This window comes from Variovorax sp. VNK109 (assembly GCF_049445855.1).
Lineage (GTDB): Bacteria > Pseudomonadota > Gammaproteobacteria > Burkholderiales > Burkholderiaceae_C > JAGOCV01.
In genome coordinates this window covers 1,307,074-1,321,681 of sequence record NZ_JBMSDV010000001.1, presented here as the reverse complement: position 1 = coordinate 1,321,681, position 14,608 = coordinate 1,307,074, and the positions used below count along the sequence as shown (strand labels likewise).

Below are 14,608 nucleotides of genomic sequence, written 5' to 3'. Positions count from 1 at the left end.
AAGACGACATGGCACGTATCGCTGGCATCAACATTCCGCCGCACCAACACGCTGAAATCGGCCTGACCGCCATTTACGGCATCGGTCGCACCCGCGCTCGCAAGATCTGTGAAGCCTGTGGCATTGCATATTCCAAGAAGGTCAAGGATCTGACCGACGGCGACCTGGAAAAAATCCGCGACCAGATCGCCCAGTTCACCATCGAAGGTGACCTGCGCCGCGAGACGACCATGAACATCAAGCGGCTGATGGATATCGGCTGCTATCGCGGTTTCCGTCATCGCCGTGGCCTGCCCATGCGCGGTCAGCGTACCCGTACCAATGCCCGTACCCGCAAGGGTCCGCGCAAGGGTGCGCAGGCGCTGAAGAAATAATCGCTCCAGCTAGAGCAGAGAGATCACCATGGCAAAAGCTCCCGCTAATAACGCAGCACAACGCGTCCGCAAGAAGGTTCGCAAGAACGTCTCGGACGGTATCGCGCACGTGCACGCGTCGTTCAACAACACGATCATCACCATCACGGACCGCCAGGGCAACGCACTGTCGTGGGCGTCTTCGGGTGGCCAGGGCTTCAAGGGTTCCCGCAAGTCCACCCCGTTCGCAGCACAGGTTGCTTCGGAAGTGGCTGGCCGCGCTGCCATCGAGCAGGGCATCAAGAACCTGGACGTCGAGATCAAGGGCCCCGGCCCGGGTCGTGAATCGTCGGTGCGTGCGCTCGCCGCGCTGGGTATCCGCATCACGTCGATCGCCGATGTGACGCCGGTTCCCCACAACGGCTGCCGCCCGCAGAAGCGCCGCCGTATCTGAGTTTTCAACCAAGCCCACCGCCGGAATCTTCTTGAAGAATCCGGCTCCCGCGGTAAATGGCCGCGGCAGATGAATCAAAGGAAAGCAAGTGGCACGTTACCTCGGCCCCAAGGCCAAACTCTCCCGCCGTGAAGGCACCGACCTGTTCCTGAAGAGCGCACGCCGCTCCATCCAGGACAAGGCCAAGTTCGACTCCAAGCCCGGCCAGCATGGCCGTACTTCCGGTCAGCGCACCTCCGACTTCGGCCTGCAGCTGCGCGAGAAGCAGAAGGTCAAGCGCATGTACGGCGTGCTCGAAAAGCAATTCCGCCGCTACTTCGAGGAAGCCGATCGCCGCAAGGGCAACACTGGCGCCAACCTGCTGTTCATCCTGGAATCGCGCCTGGACAACGTGGTGTACCGCATGGGCTTCGGCTCGACGCGTGCAGAAGCCCGCCAGCTCGTGTCGCACAAGGCGATCACGGTGAACGGCCAGCCGGTCAACATCCCGTCGTACATGGTCAAGACCGGTGACATCGTTGCCGTGCGCGACAAGTCCAAGAAGCAGAACCGCATTGCCGAAGCGCTGCAACTGGCCCAGCAAGTGGGCATCCCCGCCTGGGTGGAAGTGAACGCCGACAAGGTGGAAGGTACGTTCAAGAAGGTGCCGGACCGCGACGAGTTCGCTGCCGACATCAACGAATCGCTGATCGTCGAGTTGTACTCGCGCTGATCCGCTTCGTCATTCGATCCCGTTCCTGAGCCGCAGGGCACTGCGGCTCAGGTGCTTCACCAGCCTTACCGGTGTAACGAGCCGGGGGTATTGAGAGGAAGTCTGCATGCAAACCAATCTGCTGAAACCCAAAACCATCAATGTCGAGCAGCTGAGCGCCAACCGCGCCAAGGTCACGCTGGAGCCTTTCGAGCGTGGCTACGGCCATACGCTGGGCAACGCCCTGCGCCGCGTCCTGCTGTCTTCCATGGTCGGGTATGCGGCAACCGAAGTGACCATCGCCGGTGTCCTGCACGAGTACTCGTCGATCGACGGCGTGCAGGAAGACGTGGTCAACATCCTGCTGAACCTCAAGGGCGTGGTGTTCAAGCTCCACAACCGCGACGAAGTGACGCTGTCGCTGCGCAAGGACGGAGAAGGCCCGGTCACGGCTGCCGACATCCAGACCCCGCACGACGTCGAGATCATCAACCCTGACCATGTCATCGCCCACCTGTCGCAAGGCGGCAAGATCGACATGCAGATCAAGGTCGAAAAGGGCCGTGGCTATGTGCCCGGCACCATGCGCCGCTACGGCGACGAGCCCACGAAGTCCATCGGCCGCATCGTGCTGGACGCTTCGTTCTCGCCCGTCAAGCGCGTGAGCTATACCGTCGAAAGCGCCCGCGTCGAGCAGCGCACCGACCTGGACAAGCTGGTTGTCGAAATCGAAACCAACGGCGCGATCACCGCTGAAGACGCCGTGCGCGCTTCCGCCAAGATCCTCGTCGAGCAACTCGCCGTGTTCGCACAACTCGAAGGCGGCGAACTCGCTGCGTTCGATTCGCCCGCTCCGCGCAGCTCTCAGCAGTTCGACCCGATCCTGCTGCGCCCCGTGGACGAGCTCGAACTCACCGTGCGTTCGGCGAACTGCCTGAAGGCCGAGAACATCTATTACATCGGCGACCTGATCCAGCGCACCGAGAACGAACTACTCAAGACCCCGAACCTGGGTCGCAAGTCGCTCAACGAAATCAAGGAAGTCCTGGCTTCGCGCGGCCTCACGCTCGGCATGAAGCTGGAAAGCTGGCCGCCCGCCGGCCTGGACAAGCGCTGATATTCGAGAATCCCGTGCCCCGGCAATCTGCGGGGCAGTGCACGGGCGGTACCTGATACGGCCGCCCTTTTAATAAAGTAAAGGAAAGCACCATGCGTCACGGTCACGGCCTTCGCAAACTCAATCGCACCAGCGAGCACCGCCTCGCGATGCTCCGCAACATGATGAACTCGCTCATCGAGCACGAGGTCATCAAGACAACCGTTCCCAAGGCCAAGGAACTGCGTCGCGTTGTCGAGCCCATGATCACCCTGGCCAAGGAACCGACGCTGTCGAACAAGCGCCTGGCCTTCAACCGCCTGCGTGACCGCGACAACGTGGTCAAGCTCTTCGCTGAACTCGGTCCGCGCTACAAGGCACGTCCGGGCGGCTACACGCGCATCCTGAAGATGGGCTTCCGCGTGGGCGACAACGCACCGATGGCGCTCGTCGAACTGGTGGATCGTCCCGAGCCGACCGACGAGCAAAGCGCAGCTGAATAAGCTATAATTTACCTCTTGCCGCGCGATGGAGCAGCCTGGTAGCTCGTTGGGCTCATAACCCAAAGGTCGCAAGTTCAAATCTTGCTCGCGCAACCAATCTGGGAGTGAAAATTCCCGACGAAACGCCCACTTGAGACAGTGGGCGTTTTTGTTTCTGCATGCGCCTTCGATGCCCCGCAGCCTCGCCAAGCGGCGTATGGTGCGCGGCGTCGCGATCACCTACAGTGCGCGTGTGCGCATCCTTCTCACCTCCGACCTGCACTACAGATTGCGCCAGTACGACTGGCTGATCGGCGCGGCATCCGCATTCGACGTGGTCGTGGTGGCGGGCGATCATCTGGACATCTCGGCGGCTGTTTCCGGTGACGTGCAGATCGCTGCACTCTCTGCAAGCTTCGCTGCGCTGGCGCGGAAGACAAGGCTGCTCGTCTGCTCGGGCAACCACGATCTCGATGCACGCAGCGGCGATGGCGAGAAGACGGCGTCGTGGCTCCAGCGCCTGCGTGCCTTCGGTGTGACGATCGATGGGGACACTGTGCGCATCGCGGACACCTTGTTCACCGTGTGCCCCTGGTGGGATGGCCCGAAATCGAAAGACGCCGTCGAGCAATTGCTGATCGCTGCTTCGGCCCATCGCATCGAGGGCGAACGCTGGGTGTGGCTCTACCACGCGCCGCCCGAAGGAAAGCTCAGCTGGACCGGCAAGCGCCACTTCGGCGATCCCCTGGTGCCCCAACTGCTTGCGCGGCACAAACCGACGGCGGTGTTCTGCGGCCACATCCACGAAGCACCGTTCCGCCAGGGCGGCTCATGGATCGAGAGGGTCGGGGATACCTGGCTATTCAACGCAGGCCATCAGATCGGTGACGTGCCGGCGCGTATCGAGATCGACTTCAACGCGGGCATCGCACGGTGGATCACGATGGAAGGTACTGAAGCGCAGTCGCTCGCCCTTTGAGAGCGACAGGCGCACGAACCTATGCGCGGCCAGACCCTGGCTCAATAGTCTGGTACGTCAGCCCGCTCGGAGCCCGGCGCCAGCGCCAGCCCCTTGCGGGCCTGCAGCGTCATCAGATTCGCAAGCACCTGGTCCATCAGGGCGAGATGCGTATCGCCCTCACCGTATTGCCGTTTGATGTCGACAAGGTACGCTGTTACCGCCTGCAGGCGACGTGCGAGTAGCATGGCGATGGCGTGCGTGAATGCCGCGTCGCTTTGCACCACGGCGTCGGCGTTCTCGAGCACGCGTAACCGGCATGCGCCTACTGCTGCCACACTCGCTGTCGGCGGCGAGCCGAGCAATGCGGAAATTTCCCCGAGGAACGATCCCGGCTCGCTGACCGCAACGACGCGCACGCCCGCACTCACCACTTCGGCGGTGCCTGATTCGAGCACGTAGAGGCGCCCCGTATGGACGCCTTCCTGGACGAACACCTCTCCTGGCGCAACATCGATGGCGGGCAGGCGCGCGCAAAGCGAGAGGACGGGGTGCGTGGCGGCGGTGGACTCCATGCGGAGACCATACACCGAACGACAAACGTGCACCAGCCCCGGACGCCGAGTGGCTGCACTCAGTCCGGCAACACCGCCGTGACTTCGATTTCCACCTTCGCACGCGCTTCCACCAGCGCAGCCACCTGCACGCAGGTCATCGCGGGGAAATTGCGGCCCATCACTTCGCGGTAGGCGGCGCCCAGTTCGGGCAGGCGGCTGTTGTATTCGTCGCGGTCGGTGATGTACCACGTCATGCGCACCATGTGTTCGGGGCCGGCGCCGGCTTCCCTGAGCACATCGGCGATGTTGCGCAGCGCCTGCGCGGTCTGCGCGATGAAGTCGTCGGACTCGAACTGCTGTTGCGCGTTCCAGCCGATCTGGCCGCCGACGTAGACGGTGGTGCCGCGTGCGGCGATGCCGTTGGCGTAGCCCTTGGGTGCTGCCCAGCCGGGCGGTTGCAGGAATTTCATCATGTCTGTCTCAGCTTGAAGCGCTGCAGCTTGCCGGTCTCGGTGCGGGGCAGCGCGGTGACGAATTCGATCTCGCGCGGGTACTTGAACGGCGCGATGGTGGCTTTCACGTGGTCCTGCAATGCCTTGACGAGCACTTCGTCGCCGGTGTTGCCGGGCTTGAGCACGCAGAACGCCTTGATGATCATGCCGCGTGCGTCGTCAGGTTTGCCGATCACGCCGCACTCGGCCACAGCCGGATGCTTGAGCAGCGCATCTTCCACTTCCGGACCGCCGACGTTATAGCCGGCGGTGATGATCATGTCGTCGGTGCGCGCCTGGTAGAAGAAGTAGCCGTCTTCGTCCTGCATGAAGGCGTCGCCGGGGTAGTTCCAGCCGTTCTTCACGTAGTTCTTCTGGCGTTCGTCGTCGAGATAGCGGCAACCCACGGGACCGATCATCGCGAGCTTGCCGACACTGCCGCGCGGAAGCTCGTCGCCATTCTCGTCCACGATCTTCGCCGTGAAGCCGGGCACGGCCTTGCCGATCGCGCCGCGCCGCACGTCGGCGCCGGCGGACGAGATGTAGATGTGGAACACCTCGGTGCCTCCGATGCCGTCCAGCATCTCGATGCCGGTGCTCTCTTTCCAGAGCTGGCGCGTCGCATCGGGCAGCGCCTCGCCCGCACTCACGCTGATGCGCAGCGTCGGCACGCCGTGCTGCTTCGCGAACGGTGCCATCTGGCGGTAGAAGGTCGGCGCGGTGTAGGAGATGGTCGCGCCGATCTCGTTGATCGTCTTCACCATGCCTTCGGGCGTGTAGGGGCCGTCGTTGAAGTACACGGAGGCGCCGGCCCACATCGGGTAGATCAGCAGGCCGCCCAGGCCGAAGGTGAAGGCCAGCGGCGGCGAGCCGATGACGATGTCGTCCGGCGTGGCCTTGAGGACATGGCGCGGCCAGGTCTCGCACATCGCCAGCACGTCGCGGTGTGTGGTGACGGGCGCCTTCGGCTTGCCGGTGGTGCCGGAGGTGAAGGCGAGCAGGGCCACGTCGTCGGCGGCGGTGGGGCAGGCGGTGAACACGCCGCTCTTCCTTGCAGCACGTGTTTCCAGCGAGTTCGCGCCGTCCGGCTGGTGGAACGCGATGATGGTCTTCAGCACCGGGAATGCGGCTTGCGCCGCTTCGAGTTCGGACAGCAAGCGGCCGTCGCACAGCGCCGCGACGGGCTGCGACTTCTCGATGATGTCGCCCAGCTCCTTCGCACGCAGCAGCGGCATGGTCGCCACCGCGATGAGCCCGGCCTTCACCACGGCCAGCCACGACAGCGCCATCATGATCGAGTTGCCGCCGCGCAGCAGCACGCGGTTGCCTGGCTCGAGGCCGAGGTCTTCGGTGAGCACCTGCGCGATGCGGTTCACTTCGGCGGCGGCCTGCGCGTAGGTCAGCGTCTGCGTCGGCGAACGCAGCATCGGCCTGTCGGCATGGCCCTTGGCGGCGGCCTTGTCGAGGAGCTCCTCGACAAGGTTGGCCTGGTCCGCGATCTGCAGTTCGGGCAGGTCGTAGCGGAAGATGGGCAACTGGTCGGCCGGTGGCAGCCGGTCGTGGACGAAGCGGTCGCTTTGTGCCGATGGATGTGCCGATGGATATGCAGACGTTGTTGCAGACATGTCTTACCCCTGCAGGACGGATTTGCCGATGATCAATTGCTGGACCTCCGTCGCGCCTTCATAGATGCGCAGCGCGCGGATGTCGCGGTACAGGCTTTCAACTTTCGTGCCGACTTTCACGCCGAGGCCGCCGTGCATCTGCAGCGCCATGTCGATCACGCGCTGCGCGTTTTCGGTGGCAGTGAGCTTGGCCATTGCGGCCTCGGCGGTGGTGCGTGTGCCCTGAACGTCGCGCATCCACGCGGCGCGGTAGGTGAGCAGGGCGGCACTGTCGATCAATGCGGCCATCTCGCCGAGCTTGGCCTGCGTGAGCTGCAGGTCAGCCAGTTTTCCGCCGAACATCGGGCGCTGCTTCGCATACGCGGTGGCTTCGGCCAGCGCGCGGCGCGCCATGCCGAGCGCGGCCCCGGCGACGGAGGCACGGAAGATGTCGAGCGTCTGCATCGCGAGCTTGAAGCCGCCGTTGAGCGCTCCGAGCTGCGCATCCGCGCCGACCTTGCAGCCGCTGAAGCCCAGCGCGGCGAGTGGATGCGGCGCCATCACCTCGATGTGCGCCGAGTCATCCAGACCCGGCGTCGTCGCATCGACGATGAAGGCGGTGATGCCGCGTGTGCCTGCTTGCGGGTCGGTCTTGGCGAAGGTGCAATAGAAATCGGCAAGGCCTCCGTTGCTGATCCAGGTCTTGCTGCCGTCGAGCGTGAAGCCACTGCCGTTGTCCACCGCGCGCATGGCCATCGCGCCCGCGTCGGAGCCTGCATCAGGCTCGCTCAGCGCGAAGGCGGCGATCTTGCTGCCGCTCGCGACGGCAGGCAGATAGGCCACCTGCTGCGCAGGCGAGCCTGCCAGCGTGATCGCGCCGCTGCCCAGGCCCTGCATTGCAAATGCGAAGTCGGCCAGCGGCGAATGGAAGGCCAGCGTCTCGCGCAGGATGACGAGTGCGCGGGAATCGAGCTTCTCCAGTGCGCCGCCGTGCGCGGCGGGCACGCAGTAGCGCAGCCAGCCTGCATCGCCCAGGCGCTTCACCCATTCGCGACAGGCGGCGCGATCGTCGGACTCGTCGACATGCTGCGACGGTGTCCACGCGGCGAGGCCTTCGGACAGTGCGCGGTGCGCATCGCTGAAGAAAGGCAGCGCGACGTGCGACTGCGGTGCCGTCGCGTCCAGCAGGGAAGTGATCGTGCCGCTCATTTCAGTCGCCCTGGAAGACCGGCTTCTGCTTTGCGGCAAAGGCTTCGTAGGCGCGGCGGAAGTCCTGCGTCTGCATGCAGATGGCCTGCGCCTGCGCTTCGGCCTCGATGGCTTGCTCGATCGTCATGGCCCATTCCTGAGAGAGCATCGTCTTGGTCATGCCGTGCGCGAAGGTGGGCCCTTGTGCCAGATCACGCGCGAGTGCCTGCGCTTTGCCCAGCAGCTCGGCAGAGGTGTGCAGTGCGTTGAAGAAGCCCCAGGCGAGGCCTTCGTCCGCGCTCATCGAGCGGCCGGTGAACAGCAGTTCCGAGGCGCGGCCCTGACCGATCACGCGCGGCAGCAGCGCGCAGGCGCCCATGTCCGCACCGGCCAGACCCACGCGCGTGAACAGGAAGGCGGTCTTGGTCGCGCTCGTGCCGTAGCGGATGTCGCAGGCGAGCGCCATCATGGCGCCGGCACCGGCGCACACGCCGTCGATCGCGCCGATGACGGGCTGCGGGCAACCGCGCATCGCCTTCACCAGATCGCCCGTCATGCGCGTGAACTCGAGCAGCTCGGGCATGGTCATGCGCGTGAGCGGGCCGATGATGTCGTGCACGTCGCCGCCGGAGCAGAAGTTGCCGCCCTCGCCGGCGACCACGACGGCTTTCACGTCGCTCGCGTACTTCAGGCTGTTGAACAGGTCACGCAACTCGGCGTACGAATCGAAGGTCAGCGGGTTCTTGCGGTCGGGCCGGTTGAGCGTGATGGTGCCCACGCCGTCGGCGAAGGTCCACGCAAAATGCTGCGCGCTGTAGGGCGCGCGCGGGCTGAACTGTCCGCGCATGGGGTTGCTGGACCCGATGTAGTGCTTCATGTCGTCTCCGGTTTCGATTCGTGTTCGGTGCTTGCGGGTCAGACGCTTTCGGCCTGACCCTGCTGCGCGTGGGCCTTCACCTTGCCCAGCAGGCGGTGCAGCGTGGCGATGTCGCGTTCGGCAAGACCCGAGAAGGCATCGACGATCCACTGCTCATGTTCCTGTGCCATCTCGGCGAACTGCCGGCGGCCACGCGCGGTCAGTCGCACGCGATAGGCACGGCGGTCGCCTTCCACGTCCATGCGCTCGACCAGTCCTTCGGCCACCAGCTGGTCGGTGATGCCGGTGACGTTGCCGCCCGTCACCATCATGCGGCGCGAGAGCTCGTTCATCTTCAGGCCGTCTGGCGCACGTTCGAGTTGCGCCATGAGGTCGAAACGCGGCAGCGTGGTGTCGAACTGCTCGCGCAGGCGGCTGCGCACTTCCTTCTCCACCAGTTGTGTGCAGGTCAGCAGGCGCAACCAGAGGCGCAGCGCCTCGGGGTGTTCGCTGTGAACGCGGGCTTCCATGTCCATCATTGCGTCTCCTCTTCGTTGCGCTTGCCAGCGGCTGCGGATGCTGCCGCAGCGGTCATCTGCTGCTGGCGCGCGATCTCGCGGTACATCTGGTCGCGGCCGCTCAGGTACTGGCGTGGCCATTCGATGGCGCGGCTCTGCAGCTTCGCGGTTTCGTGCAGCGTCCAGGCCGGATCGGCCAGGTGCGGACGGGCCACGGCGCACAGGTCGGCGCGGCCCGCAGCGATGATGCTGTTGGCATGGTCGGCCTCGCTGATCGCGCCCACCGCGATGGTGCGGATGCCTGCCTCGTTGCGGATGCGGTCGGAGAACGGCGTCTGGTACATGCGGCCGTACACCGGCTTGGCGGCCCGCGAGGTCTGGCCCGACGATACGTCGATGAAGTCGCAACCCGCGTCCTTGAACAGGCGCGCCACGGCCACCGCATCGTCGGCGGTGTGCCCGCCGGGCGTCCAGTCGTGCGCGGAGATGCGCACGCTCATCGGCCGGTCTGCCGGCCACGCTTCACGCATCGCGCGGAACACTTCCAGCGGATAGCGGCAGCGGTTCTCCAGCGAGCCGCCGTACTCGTCGGTGCGCAGGTTCGTCAGCGGCGTGATGAAGGCCGACAGCAGGTAGCCGTGCGCGCAATGCAGTTCGAGCCAGTCGAAGCCGCAATCGGCCGCTCGCTTCGTGGCCGCGACGAACTCGTCCTTCACGCGATCCATGTCGGCACGGGTCATCGCGCTCGGCGTCTGGTTCTGCTCGCCGTAGGGAACGGCGCTGGCGGAGATCAGCGGCCAGTTGGCGGCAGCGTCGGGCAGGGGCTCGTCGATCGCATCCCAGCCGAGTTGCGTGGAGCCCTTCGCGCCGCTGTGGCCGAGCTGGATGCCGATCTTCGCGCTGGTCTGCGCATGCACGAAATCGACGATGCGCCTGAAGGCCGTGGCCTGCGCGTCATTCCACAGGCCCGGGCAGCCGGGGGTGATGCGGCCTTCTGCGTTGGGGCTCGTCATCTCCACGAACACGAGCGCCGCGCCGCCGAGCGCACGCGCGCCCAGGTGCACCAGGTGGAAGTCCTGCGGCACGCCGTCCACCGCGCTGTAGGTAGCCATGGGTGAGACGACGATGCGGTTCTTGAGCGTGATCCCGCGCACGGTGATCGGCGTGAGCATCGGCGGCACGGCCTTGCCGCCCGCCAGCCAGGCCTCGTAGCCTTCAAGCCACTTCGCATCGCGGAGGCGCAGGTTCTCGTGGCTGATGCGCTGGCTGCGCGTGAGCAGCGAATAGGCGAACTGCTCGATCTCCATCCCGCTGTAGCGCTGCACATTCTCGAACCATTCGGTGGAGTTGCGCGCCGCGTTCTGGATCTTGAGCACCTCCACGCTGCGGCGCGCTTCGTAGCCTTTGAGCACGTCGTCGATGGCATGGCCCGTGGCGAATTCGTTGGCCAAGTCGATCGCATCTTCCAGCGCCAGCTTGGAGCCCGAGCCGATGGAAAAGTGCGCCGTGTGCGCCGCGTCGCCCATGAGCACCACCGGCACGTCGCGGCCGTCGATGTCGTTGTGGTGCACCCAGGTGTTGCACACCACACGCGGAAAGCGGATCCAGATGGCCGAGCCGCGCAGGTGCCCCGCATTGCTGATGAGGCGATGTCCGTCGAGGTACTTGCCGAACAGCTTTTCGCAGAAGGCAATGCCGTCTTCCTGGCTCATCGTGTCAAGGCCGTGCGCCTTCCAGACTTCCTCGGGGGTCTCGACGATGAAGGTGGAGGTGTCGGCGTCGAACTTGTAGGCGTGCGCCTGGAACCAGCCGTGCTCGGTCTTTTCGAAAGCAAACGTAAAAGCATCGAAGGTCTTGTGCGTGCCCAGCCAGACGAAGCGGCACAGGCGCGTGTCCACGTCGGGCCTGAAGCTGTCGGCGTAGCGGTTGCGGATGCGGCTGTTCAGCCCGTCCGCAGCGATGACGAGGTCGGCCTGGTACTGGCGGGCCAGGTTCTGGTCGTCTGTCACGTCGGTCTCGAAGACGAGGTCCACGCCGAGTTCGATGCAGCGTTCCTGCAGGATATTGAGCAGGCGCTTGCGGCCGATGCCGCAGAAGCCGTGACCGCCCGAGCGCACGCTGCGGCCCTTGAAGAACACCTCGATGTCGTCCCAGTGGTTGAACGCGTCACCGATCAGGCGAGCCGAGACCGGGTCGGCCGCGCGCAGGTTTTCCAGCGTCTGGTCGGACAGCACGACGCCCCAGCCGAAGGTGTCGAACGGGCGGTTGCGCTCCACCACCGTCACGCGGTGGATGGGGTCCTGCAGCTTCATGAGCAGGGCGAAGTACAACCCGGCGGGACCGCCGCCAATGCACAGGATATTCATGATCAAATAGTTTAGGTTTAAACAAACGGATGTCAATGGTGTCAGCCCTGCCCGTGCTGGCGGTTGACGGCGATCAGCCAAATCACAAGAATATTTGGCATGAAAGGACTGATCCCGACTCTGGAAGAGCGGTTGGAGCGGCTGGCCCTCCCCCTCGCGTTGCGCCTGCCCGACAACCAATGGCTCGGACCGCCCGATGCCCCTGTCCGGCTGGCCTTCCGTGAATGGCGCAGCCTCGCCACGCTGGCGGCGGCGCAGATCGGCTCCATCGGCGAGGACTACGTCGAGGGGCGGCTGGACATCAGCGGAACCATGCGCGACCTGATGGCTGTGGCTGCCAGCCTGCTGCCGGGCAACCCGGCCGCCAGCAACACCGCCTGGTGGACGCAGATGCTGCGGCGTGCCAAGTCGCTCGCCTCGCACTCACGCGAGCGCGACGCGGTGCAGATCCAGTTCCACTACGACGTTTCCGACGACTTCTATGCCCTGTGGCTGGACCCGCGGCGCGTCTACTCGTGTGCCTACTTCCGCGCGCCGGACATGAGCATCGCGCAGGCGCAGGAGGCCAAGCTGGACCACATCTGCAGGAAGCTCATGCTCAAGCCCGGCGAGCGCTTCCTCGATATCGGCGCGGGCTGGGGCGGCCTGCTGCTGTGGGCCGCCGAACATTACGGCGTGGATGCCACCGGCATCACGCTCTCGAAGAACCAGCACGCGCACGTGCAGCGGCTCATCGGGGAAAAGGGCCTTTCCGGACGGGTACGCATGGAGCTGCGCGACTACCGCGACATGGAACTCCCGGCGGACGGCGGCTTCGACAAGATTTCTTCCGTCGGCATGTTCGAGCATGTGGGCCAGGCCAACATGCCCGCGTACTTCGGGCAGATCCGCCGCCTGCTGAAACCGGGCGGCCTCGTGCTCAACCACGGCATCACCGCCGGCGGGCTGGACAACGACCAGCTCGGCGCAGGCATGGGCGATTTCATCGAGAAGTACATCTTCCCCGGCGGCGAACTGCTGCACGTGAGCCATGTGCTGCGCGAGATGTCACGCAGTGGCCTCGAGATGGTGGACACCGAGAACCTGCGCCCGCACTACGCACGCACGCTCTGGGCCTGGTCGGACGCGCTGGAAGCGCAGCTGCCCGAGGCGCACGCCGTGCTGGCCGCCACCGGCGACCCGGTGCGCGCCGAGCGCGTGCTGCGCGCCTACCGCCTCTACCTGTCGGGCAGCGCGATGAGTTTCGAGCGTGGCTGGATCTCGCTGCACCAGATGCTGGCCACGCGCCCGGACGACGACATGACCACCGGCCCGATGCCCGGTGCACAGGCGTGTTACCCGTTCAATCGCTCGTACATGTACCCTTGAGGCACAGGACCACGCCACAAGACCCGCCTGAAGGAACACACATGCTCTACAAATTCAAGTCACGCGCCACCAGCGATCTCATCATGCTCGAAGTCAACGGCCGCCGCGTGCTGGAGATCATCGGCAAGGGCACAGGCCCGACCGGCATCATCACGCCCGAGCAGATGCCCGCCGCCCTGTCGGCCCTGGAAGCCGCCGTGAAGGAAGACGAAGCGAAGCCCCGCGCGAAGGACGACGTCGCCAGCGACGGCGACGAGGACGGCAAGGCGAAGGGCGATGGCGTCTCGCTGCGCCAGCGCGTCGCCCCCTTCGCCGACATGCTGCGCCAGTCGCAGGCTGCCGGCAAGGAAGTGGTCTGGGGCGTCTGACCCCGCCTTCTTCAGTCCACCTTCGCGCCCGACACCTTCACCACCTCCGCCCACTTCCGGTGCTCGCTCTCGATGAGCCGGGCGAACTCGGCCGGCGTATTGCCGCTGGGAATCGCGCCTTGTGCGAGCATCTTCTCCTTGATGGCTGCCGTGCCGAGCGACTTCGCCACTTCCTGCTGGATGCGGTTGGCGATGTCCATCGGCGTTCCGGCGGGTGCGAGCAGTCCGAACCAGGAGCTTGCCTCGAAGCCCTTGAGCATCGGGCCACCGGCCTCTTCCACCGTCGGCACATCCGGTAGCGCAGCCGAGCGCGTCGAGCTCGTCACCGCCAGCGCCTTGAGCTTGCCGGCCCTGATCTGCGCCATCGAAGAGGGCAGGTTGTCGAACATGACATCCATGTTCCCGGCCACGAGGTCGAGCAGCGCCGGACCCGAGCCGCGGTACGGGAAATGGACCATGTAGGTACCGGTCATGCTCTTGAACAGTTCGCCCGCCATGTGGATGGATGTGCCGTTGCCGCTGGAAGCCATGTTCAGCTTGCCGGGGTTGGCCTTGGCGTAACGGACGAAGTCCGCCACCGTGTGGATACCCATCGCCCTGGCCTTCTCGGCCGGCATTTCCATCACGTTGGGCACGCCGGCGACGAGCGTGACCGGCACGAAATCCTTGATCGGGTCATACGGCAGCTTGTCGTAGAGCGCGCGGTTGATGCCGTGCGTACCCACCGTGCCCATGAGCAGCGTGTAGCCGTCGGGCGCTGCCTTCGCGACGATCTCCGCGCCGACGTTGCCGCCCGCGCCCGCGCGGTTGTCGACCACGAACTGTTGTCCGAATGCACGCGAGAGCTCGGGCGCCACGGCCCGCGCGAGGATGTCGGTCGTGCCGCCCGGCGCGAACGGCACGACGATGCGCACCGGCTTGTTGGGCCATGCGCCCTGCGCGAATGCGGCCGGTGTGCCGAGCGCCATGCCCGCGCTGATCGAAAGCCCCGCGCCGATCAGCCGGCGGCGGCGTGGCTGGAAGTTGTCGTTGCCGGATGCGTTTTTTCCGTTCATGCCTGTCTCCTTGCGTCTCTGTTGTGCGCTCGTTGTACGGCACGGTGCGCGACTCGCGCAGATGGATTACCCGCAGACGCTGCCGCGCACGTGACAAGCCCGCGCGACAAAAAGAAAGGCCGCCAAGCTTGCACCTGGCGGCCCGAAGAAAGGAAATGAAATGAACGCAGTTTTGAAGGCCGGCGCTCACGGCCTCATTTTCT

At 65.2% G+C, this 14,608-nt stretch carries 16 protein-coding genes and 1 tRNA gene; 9 read left to right on the top strand and 8 right to left on the bottom strand.

Features of this window, described 5'->3' with window-relative positions:
- The first annotated feature begins 8 nt into the window (after positions 1 to 8).
- From rpsM to ACO2Q9_RS06475, 7 genes are all read left to right on the top strand, one after another.
- Entirely contained in the window at positions 9 to 374 is a 366-nt protein-coding gene (gene rpsM / locus ACO2Q9_RS06505; RefSeq protein WP_423309469.1) for a 30S ribosomal protein S13, read from the top strand.
- Between the two features lie 28 nt (positions 375 to 402).
- Entirely contained in the window at positions 403 to 807 is a 405-nt protein-coding gene (rpsK, locus tag ACO2Q9_RS06500; RefSeq protein ID WP_423309467.1) for a 30S ribosomal protein S11, read from the top strand.
- 88 nt (positions 808 to 895) lie between these two features.
- Positions 896 to 1,519: a 30S ribosomal protein S4 gene (gene rpsD, locus ACO2Q9_RS06495; protein ID WP_423309465.1), complete on the top strand. Its 624-nt coding sequence runs from the start codon at positions 896 to 898 to the stop codon at positions 1,517 to 1,519.
- A 106-nt stretch (positions 1,520 to 1,625) separates the two neighbouring features.
- A complete protein-coding gene (locus ACO2Q9_RS06490) occupies positions 1,626 to 2,615 on the top strand; it encodes a DNA-directed RNA polymerase subunit alpha (protein WP_423309463.1) in 990 nt (329 codons plus the stop codon).
- A 92-nt stretch (positions 2,616 to 2,707) separates the two neighbouring features.
- Positions 2,708 to 3,097: a 50S ribosomal protein L17 gene (gene rplQ, locus ACO2Q9_RS06485; RefSeq protein WP_423309459.1), complete on the top strand. Its 390-nt coding sequence runs from the start codon at positions 2,708 to 2,710 to the stop codon at positions 3,095 to 3,097.
- Positions 3,098 to 3,116: 19 nt separating this feature from the next.
- A tRNA-Met gene (locus ACO2Q9_RS06480) sits at positions 3,117 to 3,193 on the top strand.
- Positions 3,194 to 3,266: 73 nt separating this feature from the next.
- The gene (locus tag ACO2Q9_RS06475; protein ID WP_423309457.1) at positions 3,267 to 4,055 is read left to right on the top strand and encodes a metallophosphoesterase family protein; all 789 of its coding nucleotides are present in this window, start codon (positions 3,267 to 3,269) and stop codon (positions 4,053 to 4,055) included.
- 41 nt (positions 4,056 to 4,096) lie between these two features.
- Here ACO2Q9_RS06475 and ACO2Q9_RS06470 read toward each other — a convergent pair whose 3' ends face one another.
- From ACO2Q9_RS06470 to ACO2Q9_RS06440, 7 genes are read right to left on the bottom strand one after another with little or no spacing between them, the layout of a single operon-like run.
- Positions 4,097 to 4,609 (bottom strand): Crp/Fnr family transcriptional regulator, encoded by a 513-nt coding sequence (locus tag ACO2Q9_RS06470; RefSeq protein ID WP_423309455.1) that lies wholly within the window; start codon positions 4,607 to 4,609, stop codon positions 4,097 to 4,099.
- Positions 4,610 to 4,668: 59 nt separating this feature from the next.
- Positions 4,669 to 5,064, bottom strand: a complete 396-nt coding sequence (locus ACO2Q9_RS06465) for a RidA family protein (protein WP_423309453.1) — start codon at positions 5,062 to 5,064, stop codon at positions 4,669 to 4,671.
- On the bottom strand, positions 5,061 to 6,707 hold the full coding sequence (locus tag ACO2Q9_RS06460) for an AMP-binding protein (protein ID WP_423309451.1): 1,647 nt from the start codon (positions 6,705 to 6,707) through the stop codon (positions 5,061 to 5,063). The genes ACO2Q9_RS06465 and ACO2Q9_RS06460 overlap by 4 nt, the downstream gene beginning before the upstream one ends.
- A 3-nt stretch (positions 6,708 to 6,710) precedes the next feature.
- The gene (locus ACO2Q9_RS06455) at positions 6,711 to 7,895 is read right to left on the bottom strand and encodes an acyl-CoA dehydrogenase family protein (protein WP_423309449.1); all 1,185 of its coding nucleotides are present in this window, start codon (positions 7,893 to 7,895) and stop codon (positions 6,711 to 6,713) included.
- A gap of 1 nt (position 7,896) precedes the next feature.
- Complete coding sequence (locus ACO2Q9_RS06450; RefSeq protein WP_423309447.1) at positions 7,897 to 8,751, bottom strand: enoyl-CoA hydratase family protein; 855 nt, start codon at positions 8,749 to 8,751, stop codon at positions 7,897 to 7,899.
- 38 nt (positions 8,752 to 8,789) lie between these two features.
- On the bottom strand, positions 8,790 to 9,266 hold the full coding sequence (locus tag ACO2Q9_RS06445; protein ID WP_423309962.1) for a MarR family winged helix-turn-helix transcriptional regulator: 477 nt from the start codon (positions 9,264 to 9,266) through the stop codon (positions 8,790 to 8,792).
- Complete coding sequence (locus ACO2Q9_RS06440) at positions 9,266 to 11,614, bottom strand: bifunctional salicylyl-CoA 5-hydroxylase/oxidoreductase (protein ID WP_423309445.1); 2,349 nt, start codon at positions 11,612 to 11,614, stop codon at positions 9,266 to 9,268. Before ACO2Q9_RS06440 ends, ACO2Q9_RS06445 begins: the two co-directional genes overlap by 1 nt.
- 99 nt (positions 11,615 to 11,713) lie before the next feature.
- Between ACO2Q9_RS06440 and ACO2Q9_RS06435 the strand changes: the two genes are divergently transcribed.
- Both ACO2Q9_RS06435 and ACO2Q9_RS06430 read left to right on the top strand, forming a co-directional pair.
- Positions 11,714 to 12,982 carry a class I SAM-dependent methyltransferase gene (locus ACO2Q9_RS06435; protein WP_423309443.1) on the top strand — a complete coding sequence of 423 codons (1,269 nt, stop codon included), beginning with the start codon at positions 11,714 to 11,716 and terminating at the stop codon, positions 12,980 to 12,982.
- A gap of 41 nt (positions 12,983 to 13,023) precedes the next feature.
- Positions 13,024 to 13,350 (top strand): DUF1840 domain-containing protein, encoded by a 327-nt coding sequence (locus ACO2Q9_RS06430; RefSeq protein ID WP_423309441.1) that lies wholly within the window; start codon positions 13,024 to 13,026, stop codon positions 13,348 to 13,350.
- 11 nt (positions 13,351 to 13,361) lie between these two features.
- Here ACO2Q9_RS06430 and ACO2Q9_RS06425 read toward each other — a convergent pair whose 3' ends face one another.
- A complete protein-coding gene (locus tag ACO2Q9_RS06425; RefSeq protein WP_423309960.1) occupies positions 13,362 to 14,318 on the bottom strand; it encodes a Bug family tripartite tricarboxylate transporter substrate binding protein in 957 nt (318 codons plus the stop codon).
- Positions 14,319 to 14,608: the final 290 nt, after the last annotated feature.

Excerpts from the sequence above, each read along its gene's own strand:
- rpsM (WP_423309469.1), top strand. The coding sequence starts at position 9 with ATGGCACGTATCGCTGGCATCAACATTCCGCCGCACCAACACGCTGAA.
- rpsK (WP_423309467.1), top strand. The coding sequence starts at position 403 with ATGGCAAAAGCTCCCGCTAATAACGCAGCACAACGCGTCCGCAAGAAG.
- ACO2Q9_RS06490 (WP_423309463.1), top strand. The coding sequence starts at position 1,626 with ATGCAAACCAATCTGCTGAAACCCAAAACCATCAATGTCGAGCAGCTG.
- rplQ (WP_423309459.1), top strand. The coding sequence starts at position 2,708 with ATGCGTCACGGTCACGGCCTTCGCAAACTCAATCGCACCAGCGAGCAC.
- ACO2Q9_RS06475 (WP_423309457.1), top strand. The coding sequence starts at position 3,267 with ATGCCCCGCAGCCTCGCCAAGCGGCGTATGGTGCGCGGCGTCGCGATC.
- ACO2Q9_RS06470 (WP_423309455.1), bottom strand. The coding sequence starts at position 4,609 with ATGGAGTCCACCGCCGCCACGCACCCCGTCCTCTCGCTTTGCGCGCGC.
- ACO2Q9_RS06465 (WP_423309453.1), bottom strand. The coding sequence starts at position 5,064 with ATGATGAAATTCCTGCAACCGCCCGGCTGGGCAGCACCCAAGGGCTAC.
- ACO2Q9_RS06460 (WP_423309451.1), bottom strand. The coding sequence starts at position 6,707 with ATGTCTGCAACAACGTCTGCATATCCATCGGCACATCCATCGGCACAA.
- ACO2Q9_RS06455 (WP_423309449.1), bottom strand. The coding sequence starts at position 7,895 with ATGAGCGGCACGATCACTTCCCTGCTGGACGCGACGGCACCGCAGTCG.
- ACO2Q9_RS06450 (WP_423309447.1), bottom strand. The coding sequence starts at position 8,751 with ATGAAGCACTACATCGGGTCCAGCAACCCCATGCGCGGACAGTTCAGC.
- ACO2Q9_RS06445 (WP_423309962.1), bottom strand. The coding sequence starts at position 9,266 with ATGGACATGGAAGCCCGCGTTCACAGCGAACACCCCGAGGCGCTGCGC.
- ACO2Q9_RS06440 (WP_423309445.1), bottom strand. The coding sequence starts at position 11,614 with ATGAATATCCTGTGCATTGGCGGCGGTCCCGCCGGGTTGTACTTCGCC.
- ACO2Q9_RS06435 (WP_423309443.1), top strand. The coding sequence starts at position 11,714 with ATGAAAGGACTGATCCCGACTCTGGAAGAGCGGTTGGAGCGGCTGGCC.
- ACO2Q9_RS06430 (WP_423309441.1), top strand. The coding sequence starts at position 13,024 with ATGCTCTACAAATTCAAGTCACGCGCCACCAGCGATCTCATCATGCTC.
- ACO2Q9_RS06425 (WP_423309960.1), bottom strand. The coding sequence starts at position 14,318 with ATGGCGCTCGGCACACCGGCCGCATTCGCGCAGGGCGCATGGCCCAAC.